This window comes from Geobacter sp. OR-1, from assembly GCF_000813145.1.
Lineage (GTDB): Bacteria > Desulfobacterota > Desulfuromonadia > Geobacterales > DSM-12255 > Geoanaerobacter.
In genome coordinates this window covers 292169-315692 of sequence record NZ_BAZF01000004.1, presented here as the reverse complement: position 1 = coordinate 315692, position 23524 = coordinate 292169, and the positions used below count along the sequence as shown (strand labels likewise).

21 protein-coding genes and 2 pseudogenes are annotated in these 23524 nt (G+C 55.6%); 7 read left to right on the top strand and 16 right to left on the bottom strand.

What is annotated here, in order from left to right:
* The 4 genes from OR1_RS06455 to OR1_RS06440 all read left to right on the top strand — a co-directional run.
* The coding region (locus OR1_RS06455) for an integrase core domain-containing protein (RefSeq protein ID WP_041970757.1) at positions 1-261 on the top strand (261 nt) is incomplete at its 5' end.
* A gap of 155 nt (positions 262-416) precedes the next feature.
* Positions 417-1208, top strand: coding sequence for a hypothetical protein (locus OR1_RS06450; RefSeq protein ID WP_041970755.1), 792 nt, complete (start codon positions 417-419; stop codon positions 1206-1208).
* A 270-nt stretch (positions 1209-1478) separates the two neighbouring features.
* A complete protein-coding gene (locus OR1_RS06445; RefSeq protein WP_041970754.1) occupies positions 1479-2204 on the top strand; it encodes a hypothetical protein in 726 nt (241 codons plus the stop codon).
* Positions 2201-3016 carry a hypothetical protein gene (locus tag OR1_RS06440; RefSeq protein ID WP_041970753.1) on the top strand — a complete coding sequence of 272 codons (816 nt, stop codon included), beginning with the start codon at positions 2201-2203 and terminating at the stop codon, positions 3014-3016. Before OR1_RS06445 ends, OR1_RS06440 begins: the two co-directional genes overlap by 4 nt.
* Here the strand turns inward: OR1_RS06440 and OR1_RS06435 are convergent.
* The 7 genes and pseudogenes from OR1_RS06435 to trxB all read right to left on the bottom strand — a co-directional run bounded on the left by OR1_RS06435 (position 3010) and on the right by trxB (position 9289).
* A complete protein-coding gene (locus OR1_RS06435; protein ID WP_052440294.1) occupies positions 3010-3327 on the bottom strand; it encodes a GIY-YIG nuclease family protein in 318 nt (105 codons plus the stop codon). The genes OR1_RS06440 and OR1_RS06435 overlap by 7 nt on opposite strands.
* The gene (locus tag OR1_RS06430) at positions 3320-4648 is read right to left on the bottom strand and encodes a hypothetical protein (RefSeq protein ID WP_041970751.1); all 1329 of its coding nucleotides are present in this window, start codon (positions 4646-4648) and stop codon (positions 3320-3322) included. Before OR1_RS06430 ends, OR1_RS06435 begins: the two co-directional genes overlap by 8 nt.
* Positions 4649-5136: 488 nt before the next feature.
* Complete coding sequence (locus OR1_RS20640; protein WP_052440293.1) at positions 5137-5553, bottom strand: helix-turn-helix transcriptional regulator; 417 nt, start codon at positions 5551-5553, stop codon at positions 5137-5139.
* A complete protein-coding gene (locus OR1_RS06420) occupies positions 5546-6670 on the bottom strand; it encodes a tyrosine-type recombinase/integrase (RefSeq protein WP_041970749.1) in 1125 nt (374 codons plus the stop codon). The genes OR1_RS20640 and OR1_RS06420 overlap by 8 nt, the downstream gene beginning before the upstream one ends.
* A 312-nt stretch (positions 6671-6982) precedes the next feature.
* Positions 6983-7918 (bottom strand): annotated as a pseudogene (locus tag OR1_RS06415) (YifB family Mg chelatase-like AAA ATPase); the annotation flags it as partial.
* Between the two features lie 214 nt (positions 7919-8132).
* On the bottom strand, positions 8133-8318 hold the full coding sequence (locus OR1_RS06410; RefSeq protein ID WP_041970748.1) for a hypothetical protein: 186 nt from the start codon (positions 8316-8318) through the stop codon (positions 8133-8135).
* A 23-nt stretch (positions 8319-8341) separates the two neighbouring features.
* Complete coding sequence (gene trxB / locus OR1_RS06405) at positions 8342-9289, bottom strand: thioredoxin-disulfide reductase (RefSeq protein WP_041970746.1); 948 nt, start codon at positions 9287-9289, stop codon at positions 8342-8344.
* A 157-nt stretch (positions 9290-9446) separates the two neighbouring features.
* Between trxB and OR1_RS06400 the strand changes: the two genes are divergently transcribed.
* Positions 9447-10421, top strand: coding sequence for a cation diffusion facilitator family transporter (locus OR1_RS06400; RefSeq protein ID WP_041970745.1), 975 nt, complete (start codon positions 9447-9449; stop codon positions 10419-10421).
* A gap of 22 nt (positions 10422-10443) precedes the next feature.
* Positions 10444-11653, top strand: a pseudogene (ilvA, locus tag OR1_RS06395) (threonine ammonia-lyase).
* On the opposite strand, the gene OR1_RS06390 reads toward ilvA, so the two are convergent.
* From OR1_RS06390 to OR1_RS06350, 9 genes are all read right to left on the bottom strand, one after another.
* Positions 11646-12311 (bottom strand): TIGR04282 family arsenosugar biosynthesis glycosyltransferase, encoded by a 666-nt coding sequence (locus tag OR1_RS06390; protein WP_160295217.1) that lies wholly within the window; start codon positions 12309-12311, stop codon positions 11646-11648. The pseudogene ilvA and the gene OR1_RS06390 sit on opposite strands and share 8 nt — an antisense overlap.
* A gap of 183 nt (positions 12312-12494) precedes the next feature.
* A complete protein-coding gene (gene folE2 / locus OR1_RS06385; RefSeq protein WP_041970802.1) occupies positions 12495-13268 on the bottom strand; it encodes a GTP cyclohydrolase FolE2 in 774 nt (257 codons plus the stop codon).
* A gap of 49 nt (positions 13269-13317) precedes the next feature.
* Positions 13318-14001 carry a 7-cyano-7-deazaguanine synthase QueC gene (queC, locus tag OR1_RS06380; RefSeq protein ID WP_041970743.1) on the bottom strand — a complete coding sequence of 228 codons (684 nt, stop codon included), beginning with the start codon at positions 13999-14001 and terminating at the stop codon, positions 13318-13320.
* Positions 14002-14079: 78 nt separating this feature from the next.
* Positions 14080-14958: a DUF5684 domain-containing protein gene (locus OR1_RS22550; RefSeq protein WP_052440291.1), complete on the bottom strand. Its 879-nt coding sequence runs from the start codon at positions 14956-14958 to the stop codon at positions 14080-14082.
* Between the two features lie 106 nt (positions 14959-15064).
* Positions 15065-16147 (bottom strand): MlaD family protein, encoded by a 1083-nt coding sequence (locus OR1_RS06370; RefSeq protein ID WP_041970742.1) that lies wholly within the window; start codon positions 16145-16147, stop codon positions 15065-15067.
* A gap of 8 nt (positions 16148-16155) precedes the next feature.
* Positions 16156-16935, bottom strand: a complete 780-nt coding sequence (locus OR1_RS06365; RefSeq protein WP_041970740.1) for an ATP-binding cassette domain-containing protein — start codon at positions 16933-16935, stop codon at positions 16156-16158.
* A gap of 110 nt (positions 16936-17045) precedes the next feature.
* Positions 17046-17816 carry an ABC transporter permease gene (locus OR1_RS06360; protein ID WP_041970738.1) on the bottom strand — a complete coding sequence of 257 codons (771 nt, stop codon included), beginning with the start codon at positions 17814-17816 and terminating at the stop codon, positions 17046-17048.
* Positions 17817-17862: 46 nt separating this feature from the next.
* A complete protein-coding gene (lon, locus tag OR1_RS06355) occupies positions 17863-20190 on the bottom strand; it encodes an endopeptidase La (RefSeq protein WP_041970737.1) in 2328 nt (775 codons plus the stop codon).
* 18 nt (positions 20191-20208) lie between these two features.
* Positions 20209-22128: an ABC-F family ATP-binding cassette domain-containing protein gene (locus tag OR1_RS06350; protein WP_041970736.1), complete on the bottom strand. Its 1920-nt coding sequence runs from the start codon at positions 22126-22128 to the stop codon at positions 20209-20211.
* Between the two features lie 184 nt (positions 22129-22312).
* Here OR1_RS06350 and OR1_RS06345 point away from each other — a divergent pair, with 184 nt between their 5' ends.
* Positions 22313-23500 (top strand): ATP-binding protein, encoded by a 1188-nt coding sequence (locus tag OR1_RS06345; protein WP_041970734.1) that lies wholly within the window; start codon positions 22313-22315, stop codon positions 23498-23500.
* Positions 23501-23524 lie beyond the last annotated feature (24 nt).

Here is a 23524-nt window from a genome sequence, read left to right as displayed (position 1 = left end):
AGAAGGCCTCAGAGCAACGGCTTTGTCGAGCGGCTTCACAAAACGCTTCTGGACGAGCATTTCCGCGTGATGGGACGTACCAAGTGGTATGAGTCAATCGACGAGATGCAGGCCGATCTGGATGAGTACTTTAGGCTCTACAACTATGAACGGCCTCATCAAGGCAGAAACATGAACGGCAGAACGCCATATACCGCTTTCATAGAAGGCTTGCCAAAGAACGATGAATCAGATAATGAAAACTTGAATCTGGCAGCGTAAATCTCAAACCCATTCAAGGGCGGACTGTCAGGTAATTACTATCTCTGTACAGGTTGGCATTGGTGAATTTGTACACAATTTGTTTAATTCCCGCCCGGTTGGGATGGCAGATGTCAACCGCTTAAGGTTGGATATTTATTCAAGGAGGTTTTGCCATGTCTTGTCAGCCAAGATTTATGACATTTGTTGTTATTCTATTGTCTTTTGCTATTTCCGCATGTTCTTTTACTCCTCGATTTAAAGAAACCTATCACAATTCGAAAAATAATACTCTTAATGTTGAGAACATAAAAACTGCTGCGAAAAATACCACTAGTATGTTCGATTATGTTAAGTTAATTCACAATGATAAATTCGAAATAGTTGATAAAAACGATTATCTTATATTAAATTTCTCGCGCGAAACTAGCAATAAAGAGCATATATATAAATGGATGAATACATTTATGGCATATTATTGTGATGGTAAAAAAGGCACAATGTATAAATGGGAACTAAATGACACTTATCATCTGACATGTGAAATAAATGAGCAAGTTGATAGTGTATTATCATACATTTACTCGCCAACCGATCAGAAGTTGTTCCCATATACTCTCACAGAAAAAATCGGGAATACCAATTATTTCGATTCGTATAATTCATTATTTCGATTTTACTATCATACCAGTAGCAACGGGATGATTACGATTCCAGAAAATAGAAAACTAAGAGACAAAATGTTAGTTAAAATCAAATATCAAAATACATCCGCTAATCCCTTAGAAATATCGCTTATAAATACCGATATTTATTATGACGGTAAAAAATATAATGTCGATTTCTTCACTTATGACCGTGATTATAAACAAGTACCTATAAATAGCACCCCTGTTAAATTCAACCCAAATCAATGGTTTACTGCTAATGTATATGCCTCAATAGGAGGTATTAACTTAGAAAAATAGATATGAATAAGTTGGTTATAGTTGTTGATGGCATTAAGTGTGACAATTTTATAAAGTAAAAGATATTACGACAGTGAAAAGAAGATTAAAAAGTTCGATTTATAGTAACTCTTTTGCCCGTGTTTATCAGACAAGGTCATTACACTCTTACCAGTATCATTTCAATCAAACTTCACTTTCTGCTGATTTTGAGGTAATCTTACATCTTTGACAAAATCCTTCTGTTCAGTGTCTTGGCAGAAGGATTTATCTCATTTTTGTGAGGTCAGAGTGCAAGAGACCCCTTACAAGATCCACCGCATTATGCGCCAATTGTCGCACGGCTGTACCAGGGCTTCAAAATGTACTCTCCCTGCAATCCTGAAATTTGACTGCGACGACTCCCCCCATTGCGTCTACAACGAAAACGTGGTTGTCCGTCTGGGACAGACACTTCACGTCCCCATTGCTGACGGCGTGTTGACCCATACCGGTGATGGTCCTGCCTTTGCCAGCTTGGAAATAGGTTCACCGGGATTGTCACTCCCCAACGTGATAGATTCCAGGATTGAAAGGATTGCCAGAACCTATCCCGGTGAGGCTGCTGCTTTGACCGCATTCGATATCCTGATTGGTAATTGGGACAGAAAGCAGAACCTAAAGGCAAGTGTTGCAACTCCTCATATCAAGCTGTTCCTCGGCTTCGATCACAGTCATGCCCTCCTCAATCTAAAAGAAGATCCGTGGGACAGTATCAAATGCCTGGGGAGCACTGATTTGACCGTTAGATTCCATCCCTTTTACGGGTATGTGGACTTGGATATTCTTCACTGGTGGGCAGAACGGATTGCGGCCACTCCAGATGCCTATATCCGCGAATGCTGCATGATGGGGAAGACTTTCCGGGCTGTGACAGAAGACCTGCAGGAGTATCTGTCCCAAGCTCTTGTAAAGCGCAAAAATCTGTTGCCCTCGATAATCGCCGAGAACGAGCCTACAATCACAGGTGAGGCATGAACGTAACGTATGCCCTCATCCAGTACGTTGAAGACCCTATACGCAAAGAAGGCCGCAATATCGGCATAATTGCGCAGGGGTTTAACTATCTCTGCTTACGCATGCTGGGAGTTAAGCCGCCAGATATCGATGTGACCCTTTTTGAAGCACTGTCTCCTAAGTCAAGAGAATGCGGATGGGTATACCTTGAGTGGATAGACTGGTTTCAAGACCTGGTCAACGACAAGGGGATGACTCTCGACAAAATTCTGGCGATAGGTCGTACCCTTGAGGGTGGGAACCTGGTTATCAAGGACGGCGGGATGATTGAAGCCTCTGATAAGGGTATCCTGGATGATGCTGCCGACTATCTGTTCAAGAGGCTGGTTAGCCAACCCAAGAGGCGAATTACGGGGAGATTTGCAGACCGCATCGATGACATCCTGAAAACGGCCAAAATTTATTACCAGGGCGATTTTGAAAAGGACATTTCCATCGAGTTCCTGCCAGTGGAAAAGGCATCAATAACTGTCACCCTGCCGATTGTGCTCATGCAGAAGCCGCGGACGGTTTTCAAGGTCATCAATCCCAGAGGGTCTGTTGATTCTTTGCTTCGCCAGGTTAATGACGCGGTGTACACCTTTGACACGCTTGTATCGAACGGCTTTGTCGACAAAGACCACTGTATCGCCATCACCGACAAGGCTCCAGCCCCGAAAGCCCAGCACATAAACAGATTGGCAGATTATGCCAACATTGTTTTACTTTCTGATTTAGATGTCGTATCAAAGGTCACAAGGGTTGTGGAGAAGGGGAAGATCCATCATCATTGATCCCCCGGGGATAGTGTCTCCGTAAGAACATAACTGCTCTCCGAAAATCCTACACACCCTCTCATCGCAAAAGCCCACTGGCGCTTGTCCGCCGGGGACATCTGCTTGATCATCCACTCTGTTTGAGCCGCTTCTCTTCTGGTTGCGTATTGCTGTTTTGCCAGCAGGGCCACCGGGGGATTCATTTTCGTGTAACGAGCCCCTTTGCCCGTAATATGCTGCTGATATCTGGCGTCCACATCTTTTGCTATCCCGGTGTAAATGCCACCACCTTTGCAGACGATCATGTAGACCCACCAAGGCTCACCCATTGGCAACCCTGTTTGCGGCATTCATCATTTTCGGGTTGAGCAGGTTGATGTATTTTATGGCCGTCTGGTCGGTAATCCCGAATGCCTTGACCAGAACCTTCGGATGCTGCAACCCCGATTGGTAAGCGTAGAAGAGGGCGCTAGAGAAGAGCTGTTCAGCAGTGACGTTGTACTTCTTGAGCTGATATGTGACTGCTGCTTCTGTCAGGTGGAACCCGTATGACCTGCCGGTAAAGAGATATTCGTTGTGCCAGTCGTCTTCCATTGTGGCAAGAGCTATGCGCGAGTCCAGGTAGGACCGGAGCAGTTTCCCAACGCGTTCGTCTAGGGAAATCTCACTGCTGCCGAAAACAACCCTGAAGATACCGTCATTCCCCTTAGAGAAATCAGAAAGCCTCATTTTGACCAGTTTGTTGGCCGGCTGGGCATAGAGCATCATCAGCAGGCATATCAGCGACTCTTTGATTTCATTTTCGGGAGGATCAAGCCAGGCTTCGAGCAAGGACGAATACTTCTGGTAATTGAGGATGGCATTAACCGGAGGCTGCGTGGGAACGTTCTGTATTTTGATTTTTTTGAAGAGCTTTTTGTTGAGGTTCAGAAAGCGCACGAATGACCGGATTCCATTTCTGCTGCCGGGATTAGCGGCAATAAAACCATCCAGGCACACCTGATCGATCTGCTGAACGGCAATAATTGTTTCTTCGACGGCACCAAGAAACTTGACTGCAGCCTTCAGATTCTCGGTAATGGTTTTCGGGACGAATCGCTCCAGATTGCCTGTCCATCCTCTGTCGCGGTAACGGTAGCTGATCGCCCATTGATTGGCGATGAATTCCTTTATTAGTGGCTCATGCCATTTGTTCTCGGCTTTTTTGAGGTAAGATTGCTGCTTTCGCCGCTCCGCCGCTTCTCTGGCTGCATAACTGTCAGCGTCAGGGATGATGCCCACACGTTTCAGATACCCGTAGGGGACTGCATGCCTTCTCAGCCCTTCCTTGCCGAAAATGGTAATCATCCTGACTTCAGTGATTTCTTCCGGGGCTTCGAATAGGGTGTCCAGTCGGGCAAAGAAGATGAAATACTGCTCTGCCCTCAATGCTGCCGGCTTGGCACCTATCCGCTCTGCAAGTTCCACCATGAAGTCGTGGTAAAGTTTGCCTGTCCAGTTACTGTTGAGAAGAAACACTGCATCCTTCATCTTCTTTACGACATGGGCCTGCCAGTAGCAGTCCTGGCAGATGGATTTGCTGTGGCGCCTGCCTTCTTTCCCGCACTTTGGGCAAATGAAGGGCTTGCCGTCAGTTGCCAGGCAATCCACGCAAACCAGGACCCCTTCGGAAGTGAGGCCGGCGGGCCTTCTGTTTTTGCCACATACCGGACAGGTAATGTGACCCTTGCGGCGACATCTTTGACAAACTGGTTCTGTGAAGCCGTTTTTAAAATCTCTTGCCAGATGGAGGCTGAATTGTCCGCAGGCAGGGCATGCCTGGGGTTCCTTGAAAAACCTTGCACATGATGGGCAGGCAACGCCACCTTCAACTATTAGCGCTGCGTGGGGCACATCTTTGCCGCAACGAAGGCATGTTCGCCCTATGGTTCGACAGGATCGGCAATAAGCAGGTGTCATCCCTCCGAAAGATCGGGTAGTCTTGCCGCAACCGGAACATTCAACAGGTTTGAACAACCGGTAGTAGCAGTTTTGGCAGTAGCCCTTACCCTCATGGACGGCATGGGCCTTTTTTATTGGATTGCCACAACAACTGCAGATTGTGTGTTTCTGGCGTCCGGATGAGCACATATGGCAGCTTAATCCTTATCTTCCTTACGAGGTAGGGCTCTCACCTTCGGTCCAGTTAGGTCAAGCAGATTGTCCTCTTTGATGCTTACAACCTTTTTAACTCGTGGTTGTTTTCGCTCCGCTGTTGCCTGTTCTTTCGGTATGTCAAGAACAGGTTCTTTCGCTTCTCCTTCTGCCTGCACGGGTACGACTTTCATCAGGTCCTGAATATCACAGTCCAGAACCGTCAACAGGGCGTTCAGAAGATCAGTGCTGAGCCGTTGTGGTAGCGCGTTGACGATCCTCGTCGCATGTACCGACGTGAGCTCATAACCGATATCCTGCAAACGCCTTTTCAAGTCTGACGCACTCCGTATTCCTTTTGTGACCATCAGCAAACGGAGTTGCCAGACTACATGCTTTTTCAGCTTGATTGCCTTAGACATTTTCTTTCTCCTGAATCCGTTTTATAAGATTTTGTTGGCACCTTTTGATTTCTCTTTCGACATCTGAATCAGGGATATGGGTGTACCCTTGAGTTGTGGCCTCAAACACATGGCCATGCATTCGCCGGATTGTATCAATGCTCAGGTGTTCCTTTTTGTCGGTGACTGACGAATGGCGAAGACAATGAGGCGTGTAGCCCCGTTCTTTCAGCCCCGACAATCTCATGATGTGTTGGAACCTTTCTTCGAAAGCTGAAAGAGACAATCTACGCCCTCGTTCCGAGAGAAATAATGCCTGTTCGTTGGGGTCGGCATTCATCAGGAATAACGGTCTGATGCTTTTTATGTACCAGGCAATGAGGTCCACAAATTCCGGTTGAATAACTGGGATATAGCGGTGCTTCGGACCGCTGCCTTTACTTCCTTTACCATAAACCGACACAATGCCAAACTCTCCAAATTGAGGGCACCCCGGATTTTTGACAAACGAATTGATATTGAGCCCGATCGTTTCACTTGCTCTTGCGCCAAGAGAATAGACACTGAAGAACATGGTTTTGTCTCTTTGCAACGGCCGCAGGTCTTTAGAGCTGAAGCTGGCGCACTCAGAGATTGCCCTGTCAAATGTTGCAAAAATTAGATCCACTTCTTCCCGGGGAATGGCAGGACGTTCTTTTTTCAGCTCACGATCATGTACATGCGGAATGCAATTTTCTTCCGTACAGATCTGGCGAATCCGGATGCCAAACTGTCGATAAATTTCTTCGCTGAAGCGTATATTCTCGACGATGTATTTTAGAAAACCACGAATAACGCCTTGATAGTGGCGTTGCGTGGCAGTGGCAAGCTTCCTGTTCCTGCCGATGTCAGCTCCCCACCTTTCAAAATCCTCTTCTGTCCATTGCCAAGGGGATTTTCTGGCAAAGGTCAACATATCCTGGATAACAGCCAAGTCTCGGTTGACGGATTTCTCTTGGTGGTTGAGGGAATAATGTTTGTTGGTAAAAGCTTCAATGATTCGCAAATACAGGTCGAGATCTCTGTCCGGAAGAACGAAGAGATCATCCTTTTGCTGTAATGCCGTCTGGCCTAACAGGAATAATTTTCGCTTTCCCATGAGCCGCCCTCAACTTAATTGCGGTAAGTCGTAATTTCCAATATTGCAGTTACCGATAAAGTAACATGATTACGTTAAGGGTAATAATATTACATTTAAGGTAATAAGTCAACGTTAAATGTTGCTTTTTGACATCTGAAGTAGCGAAAAACATTTCGCTGTCGCATTTCACACTCTCAACTTTCCAATATTCAAACGGGAAATGTAGGAAATGTTATTTTTTAACGCTAAAAGTAATACGCCTTGATGAATTATAACGTTAATTCAGTATGTTGGGCGGTTGGGAAAACATTGGAAGGATTATTGGTAATATTGGAAGGTTGGGAGCTCATCCAAAAAAAGTACGCCATTATGGGACAGGCTTACTTCACCCGGCTTGGGGGTATTGCCGCCGCCGATCAGACCGATGTCCGAGATAGTATGATGCGGGCTACGGAACGGCCTGCTGGTGATCAGCGCCTTGTCGCGCTCCAGCAGCCCCATGAGGCTGTAGACCTTGGTGGTTTCGATCGCCTCGGCAAAGGAGATCGGCGGCAGGATGGTCGGTATCCGGCGGGCCAGCATGGTCTTGCCCGAGCCGGGCGGGCCCAGCATCAAAATGTTGTGACCTCCGGCCGCAGCTACCTCCAGCGCCCGCTTGGCGTGCTCCTGCCCCTTGACCTCGGCAAAATCGTCGCCGAAACCGGCCTCCCGGTTGAAGAGTTCCTCAAGGTCGAGCCGGTGCGGCGGGATCTCCGTGGTGCCGTTTAAAAACTCGACCACTTCCGCAAGTTCGGTGACGCCGATAACGTCGATCCCTTCGACCACTGCGGCCTCGCAGGCATTTTCAGCAGGCAGGATAACGCCGCTGAGCCCGCTTTCCCGGGCATTGACCGCGATCGGCAGAGCGCCGCGGATCGGCTTGACCCGGCCATCAAGGGACAGCTCGCCGAGCAGGAGGTATTCTTTCAGCCGGTTCCCTTTGACAATGCCCGTGGCCGCCAGGATTCCGACCGAGATCGGGAGGTCGAAGGATGCCCCTTCTTTGCGGATATCCGCCGGCGCGAGGTTGACGGTGATCCGCCGCTGGGGATAATCGTAACCGGAGTTCTTCAGCGCCGATTTGACCCGGTCCTTGCTCTCCTTGACCGCGCCATCCGGAAGGCCGACGGTTGCGAACTGGGGGAGCCCCTGGGTTATGTCCACTTCTACTTCGACCTGCAGTGCATCGATCCCGATGACCGCGCTGGAAAGGACTTTGGCAAGCATGGTACCCTTCTCGATCTCTAGCAGGTTGTTGAAAACGAAGTTTCAGCACAGCTAAAAACAGCCATCTCTCCGCCGTCCTCGAAAGCCGCCGTGTGCGGCGTAGCGCTGCTACGCCTCCGTGGGGCTTTCTGTCGGTGCGCCGATCTGATCATTTTTGAACAACCTGAGTTTTCAACAGCCTCCTAGTGCCTACGGTCGCTGTTAAAGGCGGTTGTCACCCACGGGGGTGGGGGAATGCATCGATAATCTCTTTCAGCTCAGCGGTGGCGGTTGTCAGGCCGGCGATGTTCCGGTCCAGCTCCTCGAGATTTTCGGAGCTGAGCTGCTTGGCGATGTTCCGTACCTCGGCGATTTTGAGTTCCAGGGTCTCGTTTACCCAATGTGTTTCAAGATGGGTCATGGCCTCCTCCTTATGATTTCATGTCACGACTTGAGCATGTCCAGATATCGTTCCGCATCCAGGGCCGCCATGCAGCCGGTCCCCGCTGACGTTATCGCCTGTTTGTAAAACTGGTCCTGCACGTCTCCGGCGGCAAACACCCCCGGAACGCTCGTGGCGGTCATGTTTCCTTCGTTGCCGCAAAGGGTGCGGATATAGCCGTCGTCCATTTCCAGCTGCCCCTCGAAGATAGTGGTATTGGGCGCATGGCCGATGGCTATGAAACAGCCGTGAACCGGGATGTCTTTGGTGGAGCCGCTGGTATGGCGGATCCGTATCCCGGTCACGCCGCTCTCGTCACCCAGCACTTCGTCCAGTACATGGTGCCACTCGATGGTGACGTTGCCGCCTTTGGTCTTCTCAATCAGCTTATCGGCCAGAATCTTCTCGGAGCGGAACTTGTCGCGGCGATGGATGACCGTTACATGGCTGGCAATATTGGAGAGGTAGAGCGCCTCCTCGACAGCGGTGTTGCCGCCGCCGATGACCGCCACCGGTTTGTTGCGGTAGAAAAAACCGTCGCAGGTAGCGCAGGCCGAGACCCCTTTACCCTTGAACCGTTCTTCCGAAGGGAGCCCTAGGTACCTGGCCGTGGCGCCGGTGGCGATGATCAGGGCGTCGCAGCTGTACTCCCCGGAGTCGCCGGTCAGCACGAAGGGTCGCCTGGAAAGGTCAGCCTTGTTGATATGGTCGTAAATGAACTCGGCATTGAAACGTTCGGCCTGGCTCCTCATCCGCTCCATCAGGTCCGGTCCCTGGACTCCGTCCGGATCGCCGGGCCAGTTGTCCACCTCAGTGGTGGTCATAAGCTGCCCTCCCTGCTGAAGGCCGGTGATGATGACCGGATTCAGGTTGGCGCGTGCAGCGTATATTGCGGCAGTATAGCCGGCAGGGCCTGACCCGAGGATCAGGAGCCGGTGGTGAGTGGTCATACAAACCTCCGAATGCAAATTTTACCTGCAGAAAGGAATACCAGCTAGATTAGCAAAATGCAAGAGTAAGGCTGGCCGGTACGGTTTGACCGTTCCTCCGGGCTCTGATACACTGGATTCAGAGGGATGTCGACTCGGGAAACGGAGAGCCGGATTTATGCACGCCGAACAGCATCTGGACAAGAGCATAGCCAGCCGATTTATCTGGGCCATTATCCTGACCACCCTCACCCTGGTGGCCGAGGTGATCGGCGGGATCTGGACCAATTCGCTGGCGCTTTTGTCCGATGCTGCGCATGTATTTCTCGATCTCTTCGCCCTGATCCTTTCCCTGGCGGCAATCCGTCTGGCGGCCATGCCTGTTTCGGAGACCAGGACGTTCGGCTGGCACCGGACCGAGGTCTTTGCCTCGTTCATCAATGGGGTGACCGTATTTCTCATGGCAGTCGGGATCTTCTACGAGGCGTGGGTACGGTTTCTGAGCCCCCAAGAGGTGAAGAGCCTGCCGATGTTCATCATCGCCGCGATCGGGCTTGCGGCCAATCTCATTTCGGCCGGGGCTCTGCATCAACACTCCCATGACGATCTCAATGTCCGGAGCGCCTTTCTCCATGTGATCGGCGATGCTGCGGCATCGGTCGGGGTCATAATCGGCGGCGTCATCATGTATTTCACCCACTGGTACCTGCTGGACGCTGTCATCTCTGCGGGGATCGGCTGCGTGATCTTCTGGGGATCGTGGCGGGTGATCCGGGAATCGGTGCATATCCTTCTGGAGGGGGTGCCGAGAGGAATGAGCATAGAAGAGGTGCATGGCGCCATTCGCGACATTGACGGGGTCAATGATGTGCATCATATGAATATCTGGACCATCTGTTCACACATCCTGGCCTGTTCCGCCCATGTCGATATCAGGCCGGAATTCAAGGTGGAGCAGGCCGGGGTGCTCCGCCGGATCGAAGAGCTGCTTTTCGACCGGTTCCATATTTCGCACACGACCCTGCAGGTTGAGTGCACCAGGTGCATCGAAGGACCGGTGGTCAAGGATATCCGTCACCGCCCCCGTTCCAGCTCCAGGCACCAGCATGGCCATACTCATCACCATGGTCCTGGTTGCAGTCACGACCATTGATGCCAACAGACAGGAAGACTGAATGCTTGACTACCAGCTGATCCACGAGGCCAGCGACCGTCTGAAAAACGCGGGTTCGCAGGACCGAACTGATACATTCCCACCATTTCACCGAGAAACTTGGGATTCCGCTCTGGTTCAAGTGCGAGAACCTGCAGCGCACCGGTGCCTTCAAGATCCGCGGCGCCCTGAATTTCATGACGTCGCAACCGCGCGAGGCCCTGGCAAAAGGGGTAATAACCGCATCTGCCGGGAATCATGCCCAGGGGGTCGCCTTTTCCGCCGATCTGCTCGGCGTTGCGGCCACGGTCTACATGCCGGAGAGCACGCCGCCCCAGAAGGTGTTTGCCACCCGCGACTACGGGGCCGAGGTGGTGCTGACCGGCAGGACGTTCGACGATGCCTATGCCGCCGCGGTGGAGGCGGGCAAGGCGAGCGACGCCCTGTTCGTCCACCCGTTCGACGACCCGCTGGTCATGGCCGGCCAGGGGACGATCGGTCTCGAAGTACTGGAGGAGATCCCGGATCTTAGCACCATCATTGTCCCGATCGGCGGCGGCGGGTTGATTGCCGGGATTGCCACGGCGATCCGCGAGACTCACCCCCATGTCAGGATCATAGGCGTGGAGTCGACGGCAGCGCCGTCCATGCATTTCTCGCTGCAGAAGGGGAAGATCTTTACCGCACCGGTTACCGTGAGCCTGGCCGACGGCATCGCGGTCAAGCGGGTGGGGAAGAGCACCTTTCCGATCGTGCGCGACCTGGTGGACGAGGTGGTGCTGGTCGAGGAGGAGGATATCGCCCTGGCCATCGTTGCTTTGCTGGAACGGACCAAGCTGCTGGTCGAAGGCGCCGGCGCGGTGCCTCTTGCGGCACTCATGTCCGGCAAGGTGGAGAATGTCTCCGGTAAGACGGTCTGCGTCCTTTCCGGCGGCAATATCGATGTCAAGACGATCTCCGTGGTGGTCGAACGCGGCCTGCTGGCTGCCGGACGCTACCTGAAGCTGAAGATCGAGCTGGACGACCTCCCGGGGGCCCTGGCCAAGCTGACGGTAGAGATTGCCGAGTCAAAGGCCAATATCTCGATGATCACCCATGACCGCCGCTCCAAGTCGCTGCCGATCGGTAAGACCGAGGTGCATATTGAACTGGAAACCCGAGGTTATGAGCATATCCAGGATGTGATCGGCCATCTCAGACAGGCAGGGTACGAGATCGAGGTAATCAAATAGCGTCCGGCCGGTTGAGAAAGGATAATGTTCTGGGCGCAATAACCGGCTGAGCGGATTCATCCCTGAGCCGGTGGAGATCCCTGACCGTGTCCAGGTCGAAGCCGGATGCCAGCAGTTTTGCCTTCAACCCGGTGTCTTCGGCCTTTTCCAGGCTGCGCGCCAGTGTTTCCGGACTGCTCCAGGGTATGTCCCGCAATAGTTCCGGTTGGGGGTCGTTCAGGGCAATCAGGTAATAGCCGCCGTCTTCGCTGGGGCCGAACACCACGTCGGCCTTTTTTTCGTTCAGAACTGTGAACGCCTCTTCGATCCTCTCCACCGGCATATGCGGCGAGTCGGTCCCGATAACGGCAACCGAGCGGTACCCCAGGGAAAAGGCCTTGGCAAAGGCATTCGAGAGCCGCTCCCCAAGATTTTCCCCATCCTGCATCACCACCTCTGCGTCAGGTGCCAGCAGCCGGAAATCCGCACTTCGCTCAGGCCCTCCGGAAAAAAAGATCATCCGGTTTATCCCGGCAACGGCATTGGTGCTTGCCAGCGTGTCCAGCAGCATGCAGCGATACAACTCTGCTGCCTCATGAGAAGAAAGCGGGGGAGAAAGGCGGGTTTTTACGCGGCCAGGTTCCGGCCATTTAGCGAAAATAAGCAGCGCATTTAGCATGTTATAATTCATATCCGGCAAGATAAGTGAAGATTAACCCGTAACTGGTTGAAATCCCGTAGAAGGCCAATTGCCAAGGTTTTACACGGTTTTGACATTTGTCAAAAAGTTAGGCTTTTCCACAGTTTCGACGATTTTCCACAGGGTTTTCAACTGGGCGCGATCCGGTTTAAAGGCGTACCGTCAGTTAATTAGTGTACGCTCGATGCTGGCGTATGCCGAGTGTTTATGGATCGATTCGAAATTTTCGGCAGAGACGCTGAACCAGATCACCTCGTCCAGCGCGGAGAGCCGCTGGGTGACCTCGCGCACCATATCTTCCACGAACTTCGGGTTGTCAAAGGCATGCTCGGTGACGAATTTCTCGTCTTCCCGTTTCAGCAGGGACCAGACCGGGCTGGAGCCGCACTCCTCGATCAATTCGATCAGGTCCTCGATCCAGATGAAGTCGCGATAACGGATGTTGACCGACACGATGCCGCGCTGGTTGTGGGCGCCGTACCGGCTCAGCTCCTTGCTGCAGGGGCAGAGCGACGTGACCGGGACCTGGACCCCCAGTACGAAGTCGAAACTGTCGCTCAGCGTGGCGCTGAAGCTGCAGGTATATTCCATGAGGCTTTTTGCCCTGGATACCGGGGCGCTCTTTTCGACGAAATACGGGAACTCCATCTCCAGGTGGGCGCTGGAAGCCCCCAATTTCTTCTTCATCTCCTGCAGGATGGTCTCAAGCTTGTCCAGCGCGATCTCTTCCCGGTAGGCGTTGAGGATCTCCACAAAGCGGCTCATGTGCGTCCCCTTGAAATGGTGGGGGAGGTCGACGTACATGTTGATCCTGGCCACGGTATGCTGAAACTTCCGGTTCTTGTCCATCACCACGATCGGGTAGGAGATGTCCTTGACCCCGACCTTGTCGATGGCAATCTTGCGGGTATCGCGCCGGGTTTGCATGTCAGGCATTGCTACCGGCGCGTCTGATTTTGGTTTGTTCATATCTTCACCTGACGGATCATGATTCGCGGGTCATGTACTTCACCGGGTCGGCAATCCCGGCCTCGATGAATCCTTTCAGCCGGAGGCGGCAGGAGTCGCAGAGGCCGCAGGCGATCCCTTCCGGCGACGGGTCGTAGCAGGAGTGGGTGAGCCCGTAATTCACGCCAAGCGCAATCCCTTTTAGGATGATCTCGGCCTTGGTAAGGCTAATCAACGGGGTGTGGATGGTAAAACGGTTTCCCTCGACCCCGGCCTTGGTGGCCAGGTTCGCCATGGTTTCAAAAGAAGCGATGTACTCCGGCCGGCAGTCAGGATAGCCCGAGTAATCGAGGGCGTTCACGCCGATGAAGATGTCTAAGGCGCCGAGCACCTCGGCCCAGCCCAGGGCAAAGGAGAGAAAGATCGTATTGCGGGCCGGGACGTAGGTCACCGGGATCTTGCTACCCACCCCGCCCTTGGGTACGGCGATGTTGCTGGTCAGGGCGCTGCCGCCGACCTTCCGGTAATCGAATTCGACCACGAGATGTTCGACTGCGCCGACACCCTTGGCATGTCTCTTGGCCAGCTCCAGTTCCACGGCATGGCGCTGGCCGTAGGAAAAGCTGATGGCATAGGGACGGAACCCTTCCGCCCTGGCGATTGCCATGCAGGTGGTGGAGTCCAGCCCGCCGCTGTAAAGGACTACGGCTTTCCTTGTCATGATTTACACCCTTCTGGCGCTAAAGTTCCGGCGAGCACACTATCAAGAGTCGAACCGGATTGCAACGGCGTATCTGTGTCAGCCGCTGTATTCAGAGTTGTCGAATCCGAGCAGCGGGAAGAAGATCATCGGCAGAAAGAACAGTCCGACCCCGAAGAGCGGCCCCTTGCCGAATTTGCTCGCCAGGGCGAGCATGGTCAGCAGGTAAATGGCGACACTGACGATCGGCACCAGCATCAAAAGCAGCCACCATCCCGGTTTCCCGGCAATGACGATCAGCAGGTAGACATTGTAGATCGGGATGAGGCACTTCCAGCCTGCTACGCCGGCTTTTTCAAAAATCTTCCAGTTTCCGGCAATCATGATAATGGCGAGGGCAAATAATAGAACCAGCACCGTGGAACTCAAGGCCGCGAGATTGGGGACACCGGGCGGCGGCACAGGGACCGCCGGCAATTTTTTCAAAGGCGGGCTTGGAGGTGTTGGCGCTGGTGGAGGGGGTGCCGGTGCCGGTTTGGCTGCGCTTGGCGCGGCTGCGGGTTTGCCCGGCTGCGACGGTTTCTGGGCCGGCTTTTCGGGCGGCGTTTGTTTGCTTGTTACTGCCGGTGCCGGCTGCGCAACTGCCTTGGCCGGGGGCTTGCCGGTTTTTGGCGGAACTGCCGGTGCCGCCGAGGCGGCGGTCTCAGGTTTTGGCTGTTCCGGCGCCGTTAACGATGCTTTGTGTCCGGCGCGCTTGTGCTTCCGGGCAAAGGTCTTGTTGAGGTCGATCTCGTCCCTGCTGAACGTGACCACGATGTCGCGGTTCACCTTGACAATGATCTCGTCGCCGGCGCGCTTTACCCACTGGCATTCAATGATGCCGCCGTCCTTCAGGTAGACGGACCGGGCGTGACTGACCCCGGTCAGGGCGAACAGGCAGAAAAGGGCAAGAGCGGCTACTCCATGAACTGTGCGCATGGCATTCTCCTAGGCACTCGCTTGGTTTGGACCACTACTTAGTTCTTTTCGGTCCGGATGCGCACCCCTTGAGTTGGGGGCAACCATGTTGGGCGCCGCCCGAAGGCTAGAACAGCGAGAACTTCACGTACCGCTTGGGGTTTTCCTTGATGTCCTTCACCAGCGCGTCCAGGTTGTCCACCACCCGGTTCATCCGGTCGTACAACTCTTTATCCGATACGAGCCTGCCGGCGGTTCCTTCCCCCTTTTCGAGCTTGGCGGTCACGGTTTGCAGCGACTGGAGCGAGTTGTCGGCCCGCTCAAGCAGCTCCATCCCCTTGTCGTAGAACTCCCGGTCCCCGAGCAGCTTGCCGATGGTGCCGTCGGTGGAAGTGAGCTTCCTGTTGAGTTCGCGGACGTCTTCGGCAGCCTGGTTGCTCTTGTCGGCCAGGACCACCAGCTTGTCGTACAGCTGCCGGTCCCTCACCAGCCGCCCCAGGGTGCCGTCGGCGGACTGGATATCCTCCAGGGTGTCATCGGCCCGCTCCAGGATCGCAATCAAGCGGTCGTACGGCTCCGAACTCTTGCTGAGCTTGCCGAGTGTCCCCTGGCCGGAGTTGACCGAGTGGGCAAAGAGTTTCAGTTCGGCGGTGAGGTTTACCAGGTGGTCGTACAGCTTGGGGTCCTTGGCAAACCGCCCCAGGCTGCCTTCTCCTTTGTCTACCCTGCCCATCAGGCCGTTCAGCTTGTCGAAGGCCGCGCCCGCCTTGGCCATGACATCGTCCAGCCGGGTGACGCTGGTGCCGAAAACAACGGTCAGGGGCGGTTCGTTGACTGTTTTGCTCGGGGTGATGTCCACATACTTTTCACCCATCAGGCCGCGGGTCTTGATGGTGATCATCGAGTCCTGGCCGACCTTGCGGAGCGACTGGTGCTCGATTTCGAGCAGAATCTCGACTTCGTTGCTCTGATTCGGCTTGGAGAACCGGATATCCTTCACAACCCCCACGTCCAGGCCGGCCAGCCAGACCGGCGCGCCGACCTTGAGTCCGGCCACGTCGGTCATGATGACCGAGAGCGCTCCCTTGGGGACGAAGAACTTGGTCTTGTCCCCCATCATCACCACGCCGCCGGCAAACAGCAGCAGCGCGAATACGATCAGAACCCCTGCCTTGACCTGCGCCCATCCTATGTTGTCGCTCCGTTTCATCTTCTTCGTTACTCCTTGGGTGGGATCGCCAGCCCGATAATCGGCTCGACAAAATGATCGGTAATGAACAGCGATTCCCTGGTCGGCGAGAAAAACTCGCGTATGGCGTTATCGTCACAGTTTCTCAGGTCGTCCGCCGTGCCGTCCAGAATCAGCCTGGTATCGTGGAGGAAAGAGAACTTCTGGGAAACGGCAAAGGCCGTGTGGAGATCGTGCGTGACCATCAGGGTCGTCTTTCCCTCGTTCTGGAGCATCTGCATCAGGTGGCGGATATTGTAGATCCCGATCGGGTCCAGTCCGGTGGTCGGTTCGTCGAAGAAGATGTATTCGGGATCGGCGGCAACGGCGCGGGCTATGGCTACCCGTTTCTTCATACCCCCGGAGAGTTCCGACGGATAGAGGTCGATGGTGTTCTCCAGTCCGACAAAGCTCAGTTTTTCCAGCACGATCCGCTTGATCTCCGCAACGCTCAGCTTCCCTTCTTCGAACAGCCGGTAGCCGACGTTCTCCCCGACCGTCATGGAGTCGAACAGCGCCCCCCACTGGAACACGATGGCGATGTTCCGCCGGAGCACCGACAGCTCGCTCTCCCGCATCCCGGCAATGGGGCGGCCATTCAGGTAGATGGCGCCGGAATCCGGTTTCAGCAGGCCGAGCAGCAGCTTGAGGATGGTGGTCTTCCCGACCCCGGAGACCCCGAGTATGGTCCGGTTGACCCCTTTTTCCAGGGTCAGGTCGAAATCGCGGATTATCTGCCGCCCCCCTACCGAGTAGGAGACCTTTTCCATTCTTATGCCGGGGTTGTCACTTGTCAATCGGTTCTCCGTAGGGGCGGCCCCCTGTGACCGCTCTGATCATGGGCACCCGCAAGGGGGTGCCCCTACAATGCCCCGTATCGTCACCTGAACACGATAAAAATCTTGGTCATGAAAAAATCGGTCACCAGGATCAGCACTGACGAGAGCACCACCGCCCGCTTGGCCGATGTCCCCACCCCCTCGGCGCCGCCATGGGTGGAGAGGCCGACGTAGCAGCCGATCATGGCGATGATGAACCCGAAGACCGCCGGTTTCACCACCCCTTCGATCAGGTCCTGGAACACCATGAACTGCGGCAGAGACTTGTAATACATGAGCGGGTTGATGTCGTAACCGGCGGCGATGATGTAACCGCCGAGCAGCGCCACGGTATCGGTGAAGATCACCAGCAGCGGCATGGCAATGACCGTGGCCTTGAGCCTGGGGGCCACCAGCCGTTTGATGACGTCAGTTCCCTCGACCCGCATGGCATCCACCTGTTCGGTGACCACCATGGTGCCGAGTTCCGCGGTGATGGCCGACCCGACCCGCCCCGATACCATCAGCGAGGCCAGCACCGGACCCAGCTCCTTGACCATGGTGACACAGACCATGCCGCCGACGTAACTGGTTGCCGCGAATGGCTTCAGTTGGATCAGCGCCTGCAGAGCCATGACCATGCCGGTGAACAGGCCGGTCAGGCAGCTGATGAAGATGGAGTCCACGCCGATTTTTTCAAACTGGACTGCGAATTCCCGGTAATAGAAAGGGGGAGAAAAGATCCTCACGACCGATCTGGCCGCGAGCGCGAAGAACTGTTGCACATTCAGGAAGAAGATTTTCAGGCGGCGTTCCGGGAAGGTGTCTTTCATGGCAGGGACCCGGCAAAAAAAAGGCGATGGCGGGGCGCTGTCGCCGTCATGGCTGTTTCAGGGCCGACTGGAGCGCTTCCCGGGCATCTTCGATGAAAATGAACTCCAGCTCGTCCTTCACCGTTTCAGGGATATCCTCCATGGCGTCCCGGTTGCGGGCCGGCACCAGCAGTATCTTGACCCCGGCGCGCCTGGCGGCCAGCGCCTTCTCCTTCAAGCCGCCGATCGGCAGCACCCGTCCGGTCAGGGTGATCTCGCCGGTCATGGCGACATCGCGGCGGGCCGGTCTGCCTGTCAGCAGGGAAACCAGTGCCGTTGCCATGGTTATTCCGGCCGACGGCCCATCCTTGGGGATACTGCCGGCCGGGACATGGACATGGATAGTCATTCCGGCAAAGGAGGCGGGATCGATCCCCAGCTCATCGCGGTTGGCCTCGACAAAGGATAGGGCTGCCCGGGCCGATTCCTTCATCACGTCCCCCAGGGAGCCGGTGAGAATAAGCTCCTCCTTCCCCTGCATCCGGGTGGCCTCGATGAAGATGATGTCCCCGCCGCTCTCGGTCCAGGCCAGGCCGGTGACAACTCCCACTCGGTCCGCTTCGGCGGCCACTTCGTTGAAAAACTTGCGGGGTCCGAGGAACTCCTCAACCACTGCCGGGGTGATCTCGGTCCGGGCCGCTTTCCCCTGGGTGGTCTCTTTGGTCACCTTGCGGCAGATTGAGGCGATACTGCGCTGCAGGTTTCTTACCCCGGCCTCGCGGGTATAGTTGTCGATAACCGAACGGATCGCTTCGTCGGAGAACAGGGTCGCTTCCCCCGGCACCCCGTTTTCCTCCATCTCCCTCGGGATCAGGAACCGGGCCGCAATCGCCTCTTTCTCCTCGGCCGTGTATCCTGAGAGCCGGAGCACCTCCATCCGGTCCTTGAGCGCCGCCGGAACCGGGTCCAGCTGGTTGGCTGTGGTTATGAACATGACATTGGAGAGATCGAACGGAACATCCAGGTAATGGTCGGTAAAGGTGCTGTTCTGTTCCGGGTCCAGTACCTCCAGCAGGGCGCTGGCCGGGTCGCCGCGGAAGTCGAGCCCGATCTTGTCGATCTCGTCCAGCATGAAGACCGGGTTGTTGCTGCCGGCGCGGTAGAGTTCCTGCATGATCCGGCCCGGAAGAGCGCCGATGTAGGTGCGGCGGTGGCCGCGGATCTCGGCCTCGTCGCGCATCCCACCCAGCGACATCCTGATGAATTTCCTCCCCAGCGCCCGGGCAATCGATTTGCCCAGCGAGGTCTTGCCAACCCCGGGAGGCCCAACGAAACAGAGGATCGGCCCCTTCATCTTATCCTTGACGGTCCTGACGGCCAGGTATTCGAGGATCCGTTCCTTGACCTTTTTCAGGTTGAAATGGTCTTCGTCGAGCACCCGCTCGGCCTCATTGATGTCACGGTTGTCGGTGGTGCCGGTCTGCCACGGCATGCCGGCCAGGTAGTCCAGGTAGGTGCGGGAAACCGTGTATTCCGGTGAAGAGGGATTGATCCGTTCCAGCCGCTTGATCTCCCGGTCCGCTATGGTGCGGACCGCCTCCGGCATTGCCGCTGATTCCAGTTTCTTGCGCAGTTCGGACAGCTCGGCATTCCGCGGGTCTTCTTCCCCGAGTTCCTCCTGGATATGTTTCATCTGCTCGCGCAGCAGATATTCCTTCTGGGTCTTGCCGACTCGCCGGGATACCTCGCTCTGGATCTCGTTCTTCACCTGCAGCCGCTGAATATCAGCGGTCAGGTGGAGGTAGACCTTTTTCAGCCGCTCCACCGGGTCGATGGTTTCGAGCATCTCCTGCAGCTGCTCCGGCGGCAGGTTGCAATAGATCGCCACCAGATCCGCCAGCCGTGCCGGGGTATCGATATAGTCGACCATCTTCATGACATCTTCGGGGAGCGGCCGGCCGTAGGAAAGGGCGATCTTCAGCAGCGCGGAGAGGCTGGAGACCAGGGCATCGGTCACGATGTTCTTTTCATAGAACTCGCGGACGATTTCCAGCCGGGCCAGCGGCACCGGAGCATCCTCGACCATCTCCAGAACCCGGCACCTCGTCAGCCCTTCGAGGGTGACTTTGGTGCTGCCGTCGGAAGTCAGGTGGGTGAGCTCGACCAGCTTGCAGACTGTGCCGATTTCATGGATTCCCGCGCTAGGTGCCCCCCGCCGGTCACCGAGAGGCCTGAAGATCGCCAGCAGGCTGTCATGCTTGCGGCTCTCCACGAACACGGACAGGTCCGTATCCCTGAGATACAGGGTGATCATCATGTACGGGAATGCCACCAGTTCGGATTGGATGTAAAGCGGCACACTATCTGGCAAGGTTATGTTGTGGGTCATTGGCATACTATTAAGCGTACCGGCTCAGCTACTTTCTGTCAAGGCAGCGGTCTCTTCCCATTCAGCGTAAAGCGCCTTCAGGCGCGCTTCGATGACGGAGTGTTCTTCGGCCGCGGCATGGATTGCCTGATAATCTCCCGCGATGGCAGGGTCTGCCAGTTTTGTAGCCACCTCCTGCAGCAGGCCTTCATCTGCCGCAATGGCAGCCTCCAGCTCGGCAACCCGCTTCTGGCGGACGCGCTCCTCCTTCTGCCGCTGCTTGTCGGCCTCGCGTTGTTGTTGCCGGTCCTCTTTGGAGATAGGGGTATCGCGTGTGGGCAATTCACGAATTGCCCCTACGTCGCCACCGGCCTTCTTGGCGAGGTAGTATTCGTAGTCGCCGAGGTAGGAGGTCAGGGAGCAGTCCTCCACCTCCACCACCCGCGTGGCGAGGCCGTCTATGAAATGGCGGTCATGGGAGACGAACACCACGGTCCCGCTGAAGGAGCGGAGGGCATCGAGCAGGACATCCTTGCTGAACAGGTCGAGGTGGTTGGTCGGCTCGTCCATCAGCAGCAGGTTGGCCGGTTTCAGCAGCATCCTTGCCAGGGCCAGCCGGTTCTTTTCCCCGCCGGAAAGGACGCCGACCCTTTTGTGGATGTCATCCCCGGAGAAGAGGAAGGCGCCGAGGATGTCGCGCAGCTGCGGCACCATGTCGTAGGGGGAGGCGGCGAGCAGCTCCTCGTAGGCGCTCTTCTGCTGGTCCATCACCAGTGCCTGGTCCTGGGCGAAGAAATCGATGGAGACATTGTGGCCGATATGGCGTTCGCCGGACTGGAAGGTCTCGCCGTTCAGGATCCGCATCAGGGTCGATTTCCCGGCGCCGTTGTGGCCGACCAGCGCCACCCGCTCCCCGGATTCGACGGTCAGCCCGATGTTGCGCAGAACTTCTTTCTCGCCGTACAACTTGCAGACCGAGGCAAGCTCCATGACGACCCGGCCGCTCTTGGGGGGGGAGGGGAAGCGGAACCTGATCCTTTTGCGTTCCGGCGGCAGGATGATCCGTTCGACCTTTTCCAGCTGCTTGATCCTAGATTGCACGAGCGACGCCTTGTTGGCGTTGTACCGGAAGCGGCGGATGAAATCCTCCATGGCCGCCACCTCCTCGTCCTGGCGCCGCTTGGCCTCGCGCAGGGCCGAGACCCGCTCTTCGCGCTGCACCAGATAACTGCTGTACGAGCAGTGGTAATCGGTGAGCGTATGGTTCCAGACCTCGGTGATCCGGTGGCAGACCTGGTCGAGGAAGAACCGGTCATGCGAGACCAGGATCACGGAATAGGGGTAGCCGCAGAGGTACTCCTCCAGCCAGTTGCGCGCCTCGATATCGAGGTGGTTGGTCGGTTCGTCCAGCAGCAGCACGTTCGGTTTCTGCAGCAGCAACCGGGCCAGGGCGATACGCATCTGCCACCCGCCGGAAAAGTCGCCGCAGTCCCGGTCCCAGTCGGTCCGGTCAAATCCCAGGCCTCGCAGCACCTTGGCAACTTCGGCCTCCATGGCATAGCCGCCGCGGACCCGGAACTGCTCCTGGATATGGCCGTAACGCTCCAGCAGCGCCTCATGCTCCGGCGCATCGTACGGGACGGTCGTCATCCGCTGCTCCAGCTCCTGCAGCTCGTTTCCCATCGCCTGTAGATCGGCGAGCGCAGCCAGACCTTCCTCGAAAAGCGACCTGCCCCGGGTAACGATCCCCTCCTGGGGCAGGTAACCGACCGTCGCCCCCTTGGCAAGGCGGATCTCGCCGGAGGATGTCTCGACCTCTCCGGTAATGATCCGCATCAGCGTCGATTTGCCGGCCCCGTTCTCGCCGACCAGACCGACCCGCTCCCCCTTGGGAAGGTGCCAGTTGATATCGGTGAACAGAGGCTTGCCGGCGAATTCTTTGGTCAGGTTGGCAAGTTGCAGCATGAAATATCTCTCCCGGATTCGATAACCGCCTTATTTAGCGGCAATTCGCCCCAGTTGTCAATGCTTGCAGCAGTCTTCCCTCAACAGCGGAACAATGGTCGCTTACCGGCTCCGAACAGAGAATGGGGATGCTTGCCATGAAAATTAGATGTGACATTCCGAATTTTCATGGTATAAGAAAGGCATGATATTGAGACAGTCTCACCTCACACAACTTGCCGACAAGCTGGCCGATTTTTCGGTAGTGGCGCTTCTCGGCCCGCGTCAGGTCGGCAAGACAACACTTGCCCGCCAGCTGTCAACGCAGTGGCAAGGTCCGGTCCGGCATTTTGATCTGGAAGACCCGGAAGATCAGGCTCGGCTTGCAGATCCGGCGTTTGTTCTCCGCCCTTTGACTGGCCTGGTTATACTGGACGAAATTCAGCTTCGCCCGGATTTATTCCCGTTGTTGCGAGTCCTGGCCGATCGTGAGGGAACCCCTGCCCGTTTTCTGATTCTTGGGAGTGCCGCACCGGAGTTGCTGCGCCATACGTCGGAGACCCTTGCCGGTCGCGTCGTGTTCCATGAACTGGAGGGGTTGGCACTGGACGAACTTATCACGGACCCCAAGGACTTGGCGGCGTTGGATAATCGCTGGCTGAGAGGTGGTTTTCCCCGCGCCCTGCTTGCCGGAAGTCACAAGGGTAGCAGGGAGTGGCGCGAGGCTTTTATCCGCACTTATCTCGAACGTGATCTGCCGCAACTGGGCATCAATCTCTCGGCCGTAACCATGCGACGGTTTTGGACCATGCTCGCTCATTATCATGGGCAGACCTGGAACGGGAGCGAGTTGGGGCGGGCATTGGGAGTCAGCGACAAAACTGTTTCCCGCTGGCTTGATATTCTTGAGGGTACCTACATGGCCTTTCGCCTGCTTCCCTGGCACGCGAATGCTGGAAAGCGCGAAGTAAAAGCCCCAAAGGTCTATGTTGCCGATTCTGGCATTCTGCATACCCTGTTAGGGATGAATGTCATGGACAGCTTGATGGCGCACCCCAAGTGCGGTGCTTCCTGGGAAGGTTTCATGATTCGTGAAGTGCTGCGGTGCACCGGTGCTCAGCACGGTGAAGCGTACTTCTGGGGTGTACACACCGGCGCCGAACTGGACTTGATTATTCGACAAGATGGGCGAAGTCTGGGATTTGAGTTCAAACTGACCCGGACACCCAAGGTGACGCCATCAATGCGTTCAGCCCGCGAGGTACTCGGGCTCGATCGTCTCTATGTTGTCTGCCACGGTGCGGGAGAGCCGTGGCCACTGGCCGAAGGGATTGTTGCCCTGCCGGCAATGAACCTGGCATCTCCGGAGTGGCTGACTCTCAGCTTCGCCTGATAGTACGGGGCTACTTCTGATCGC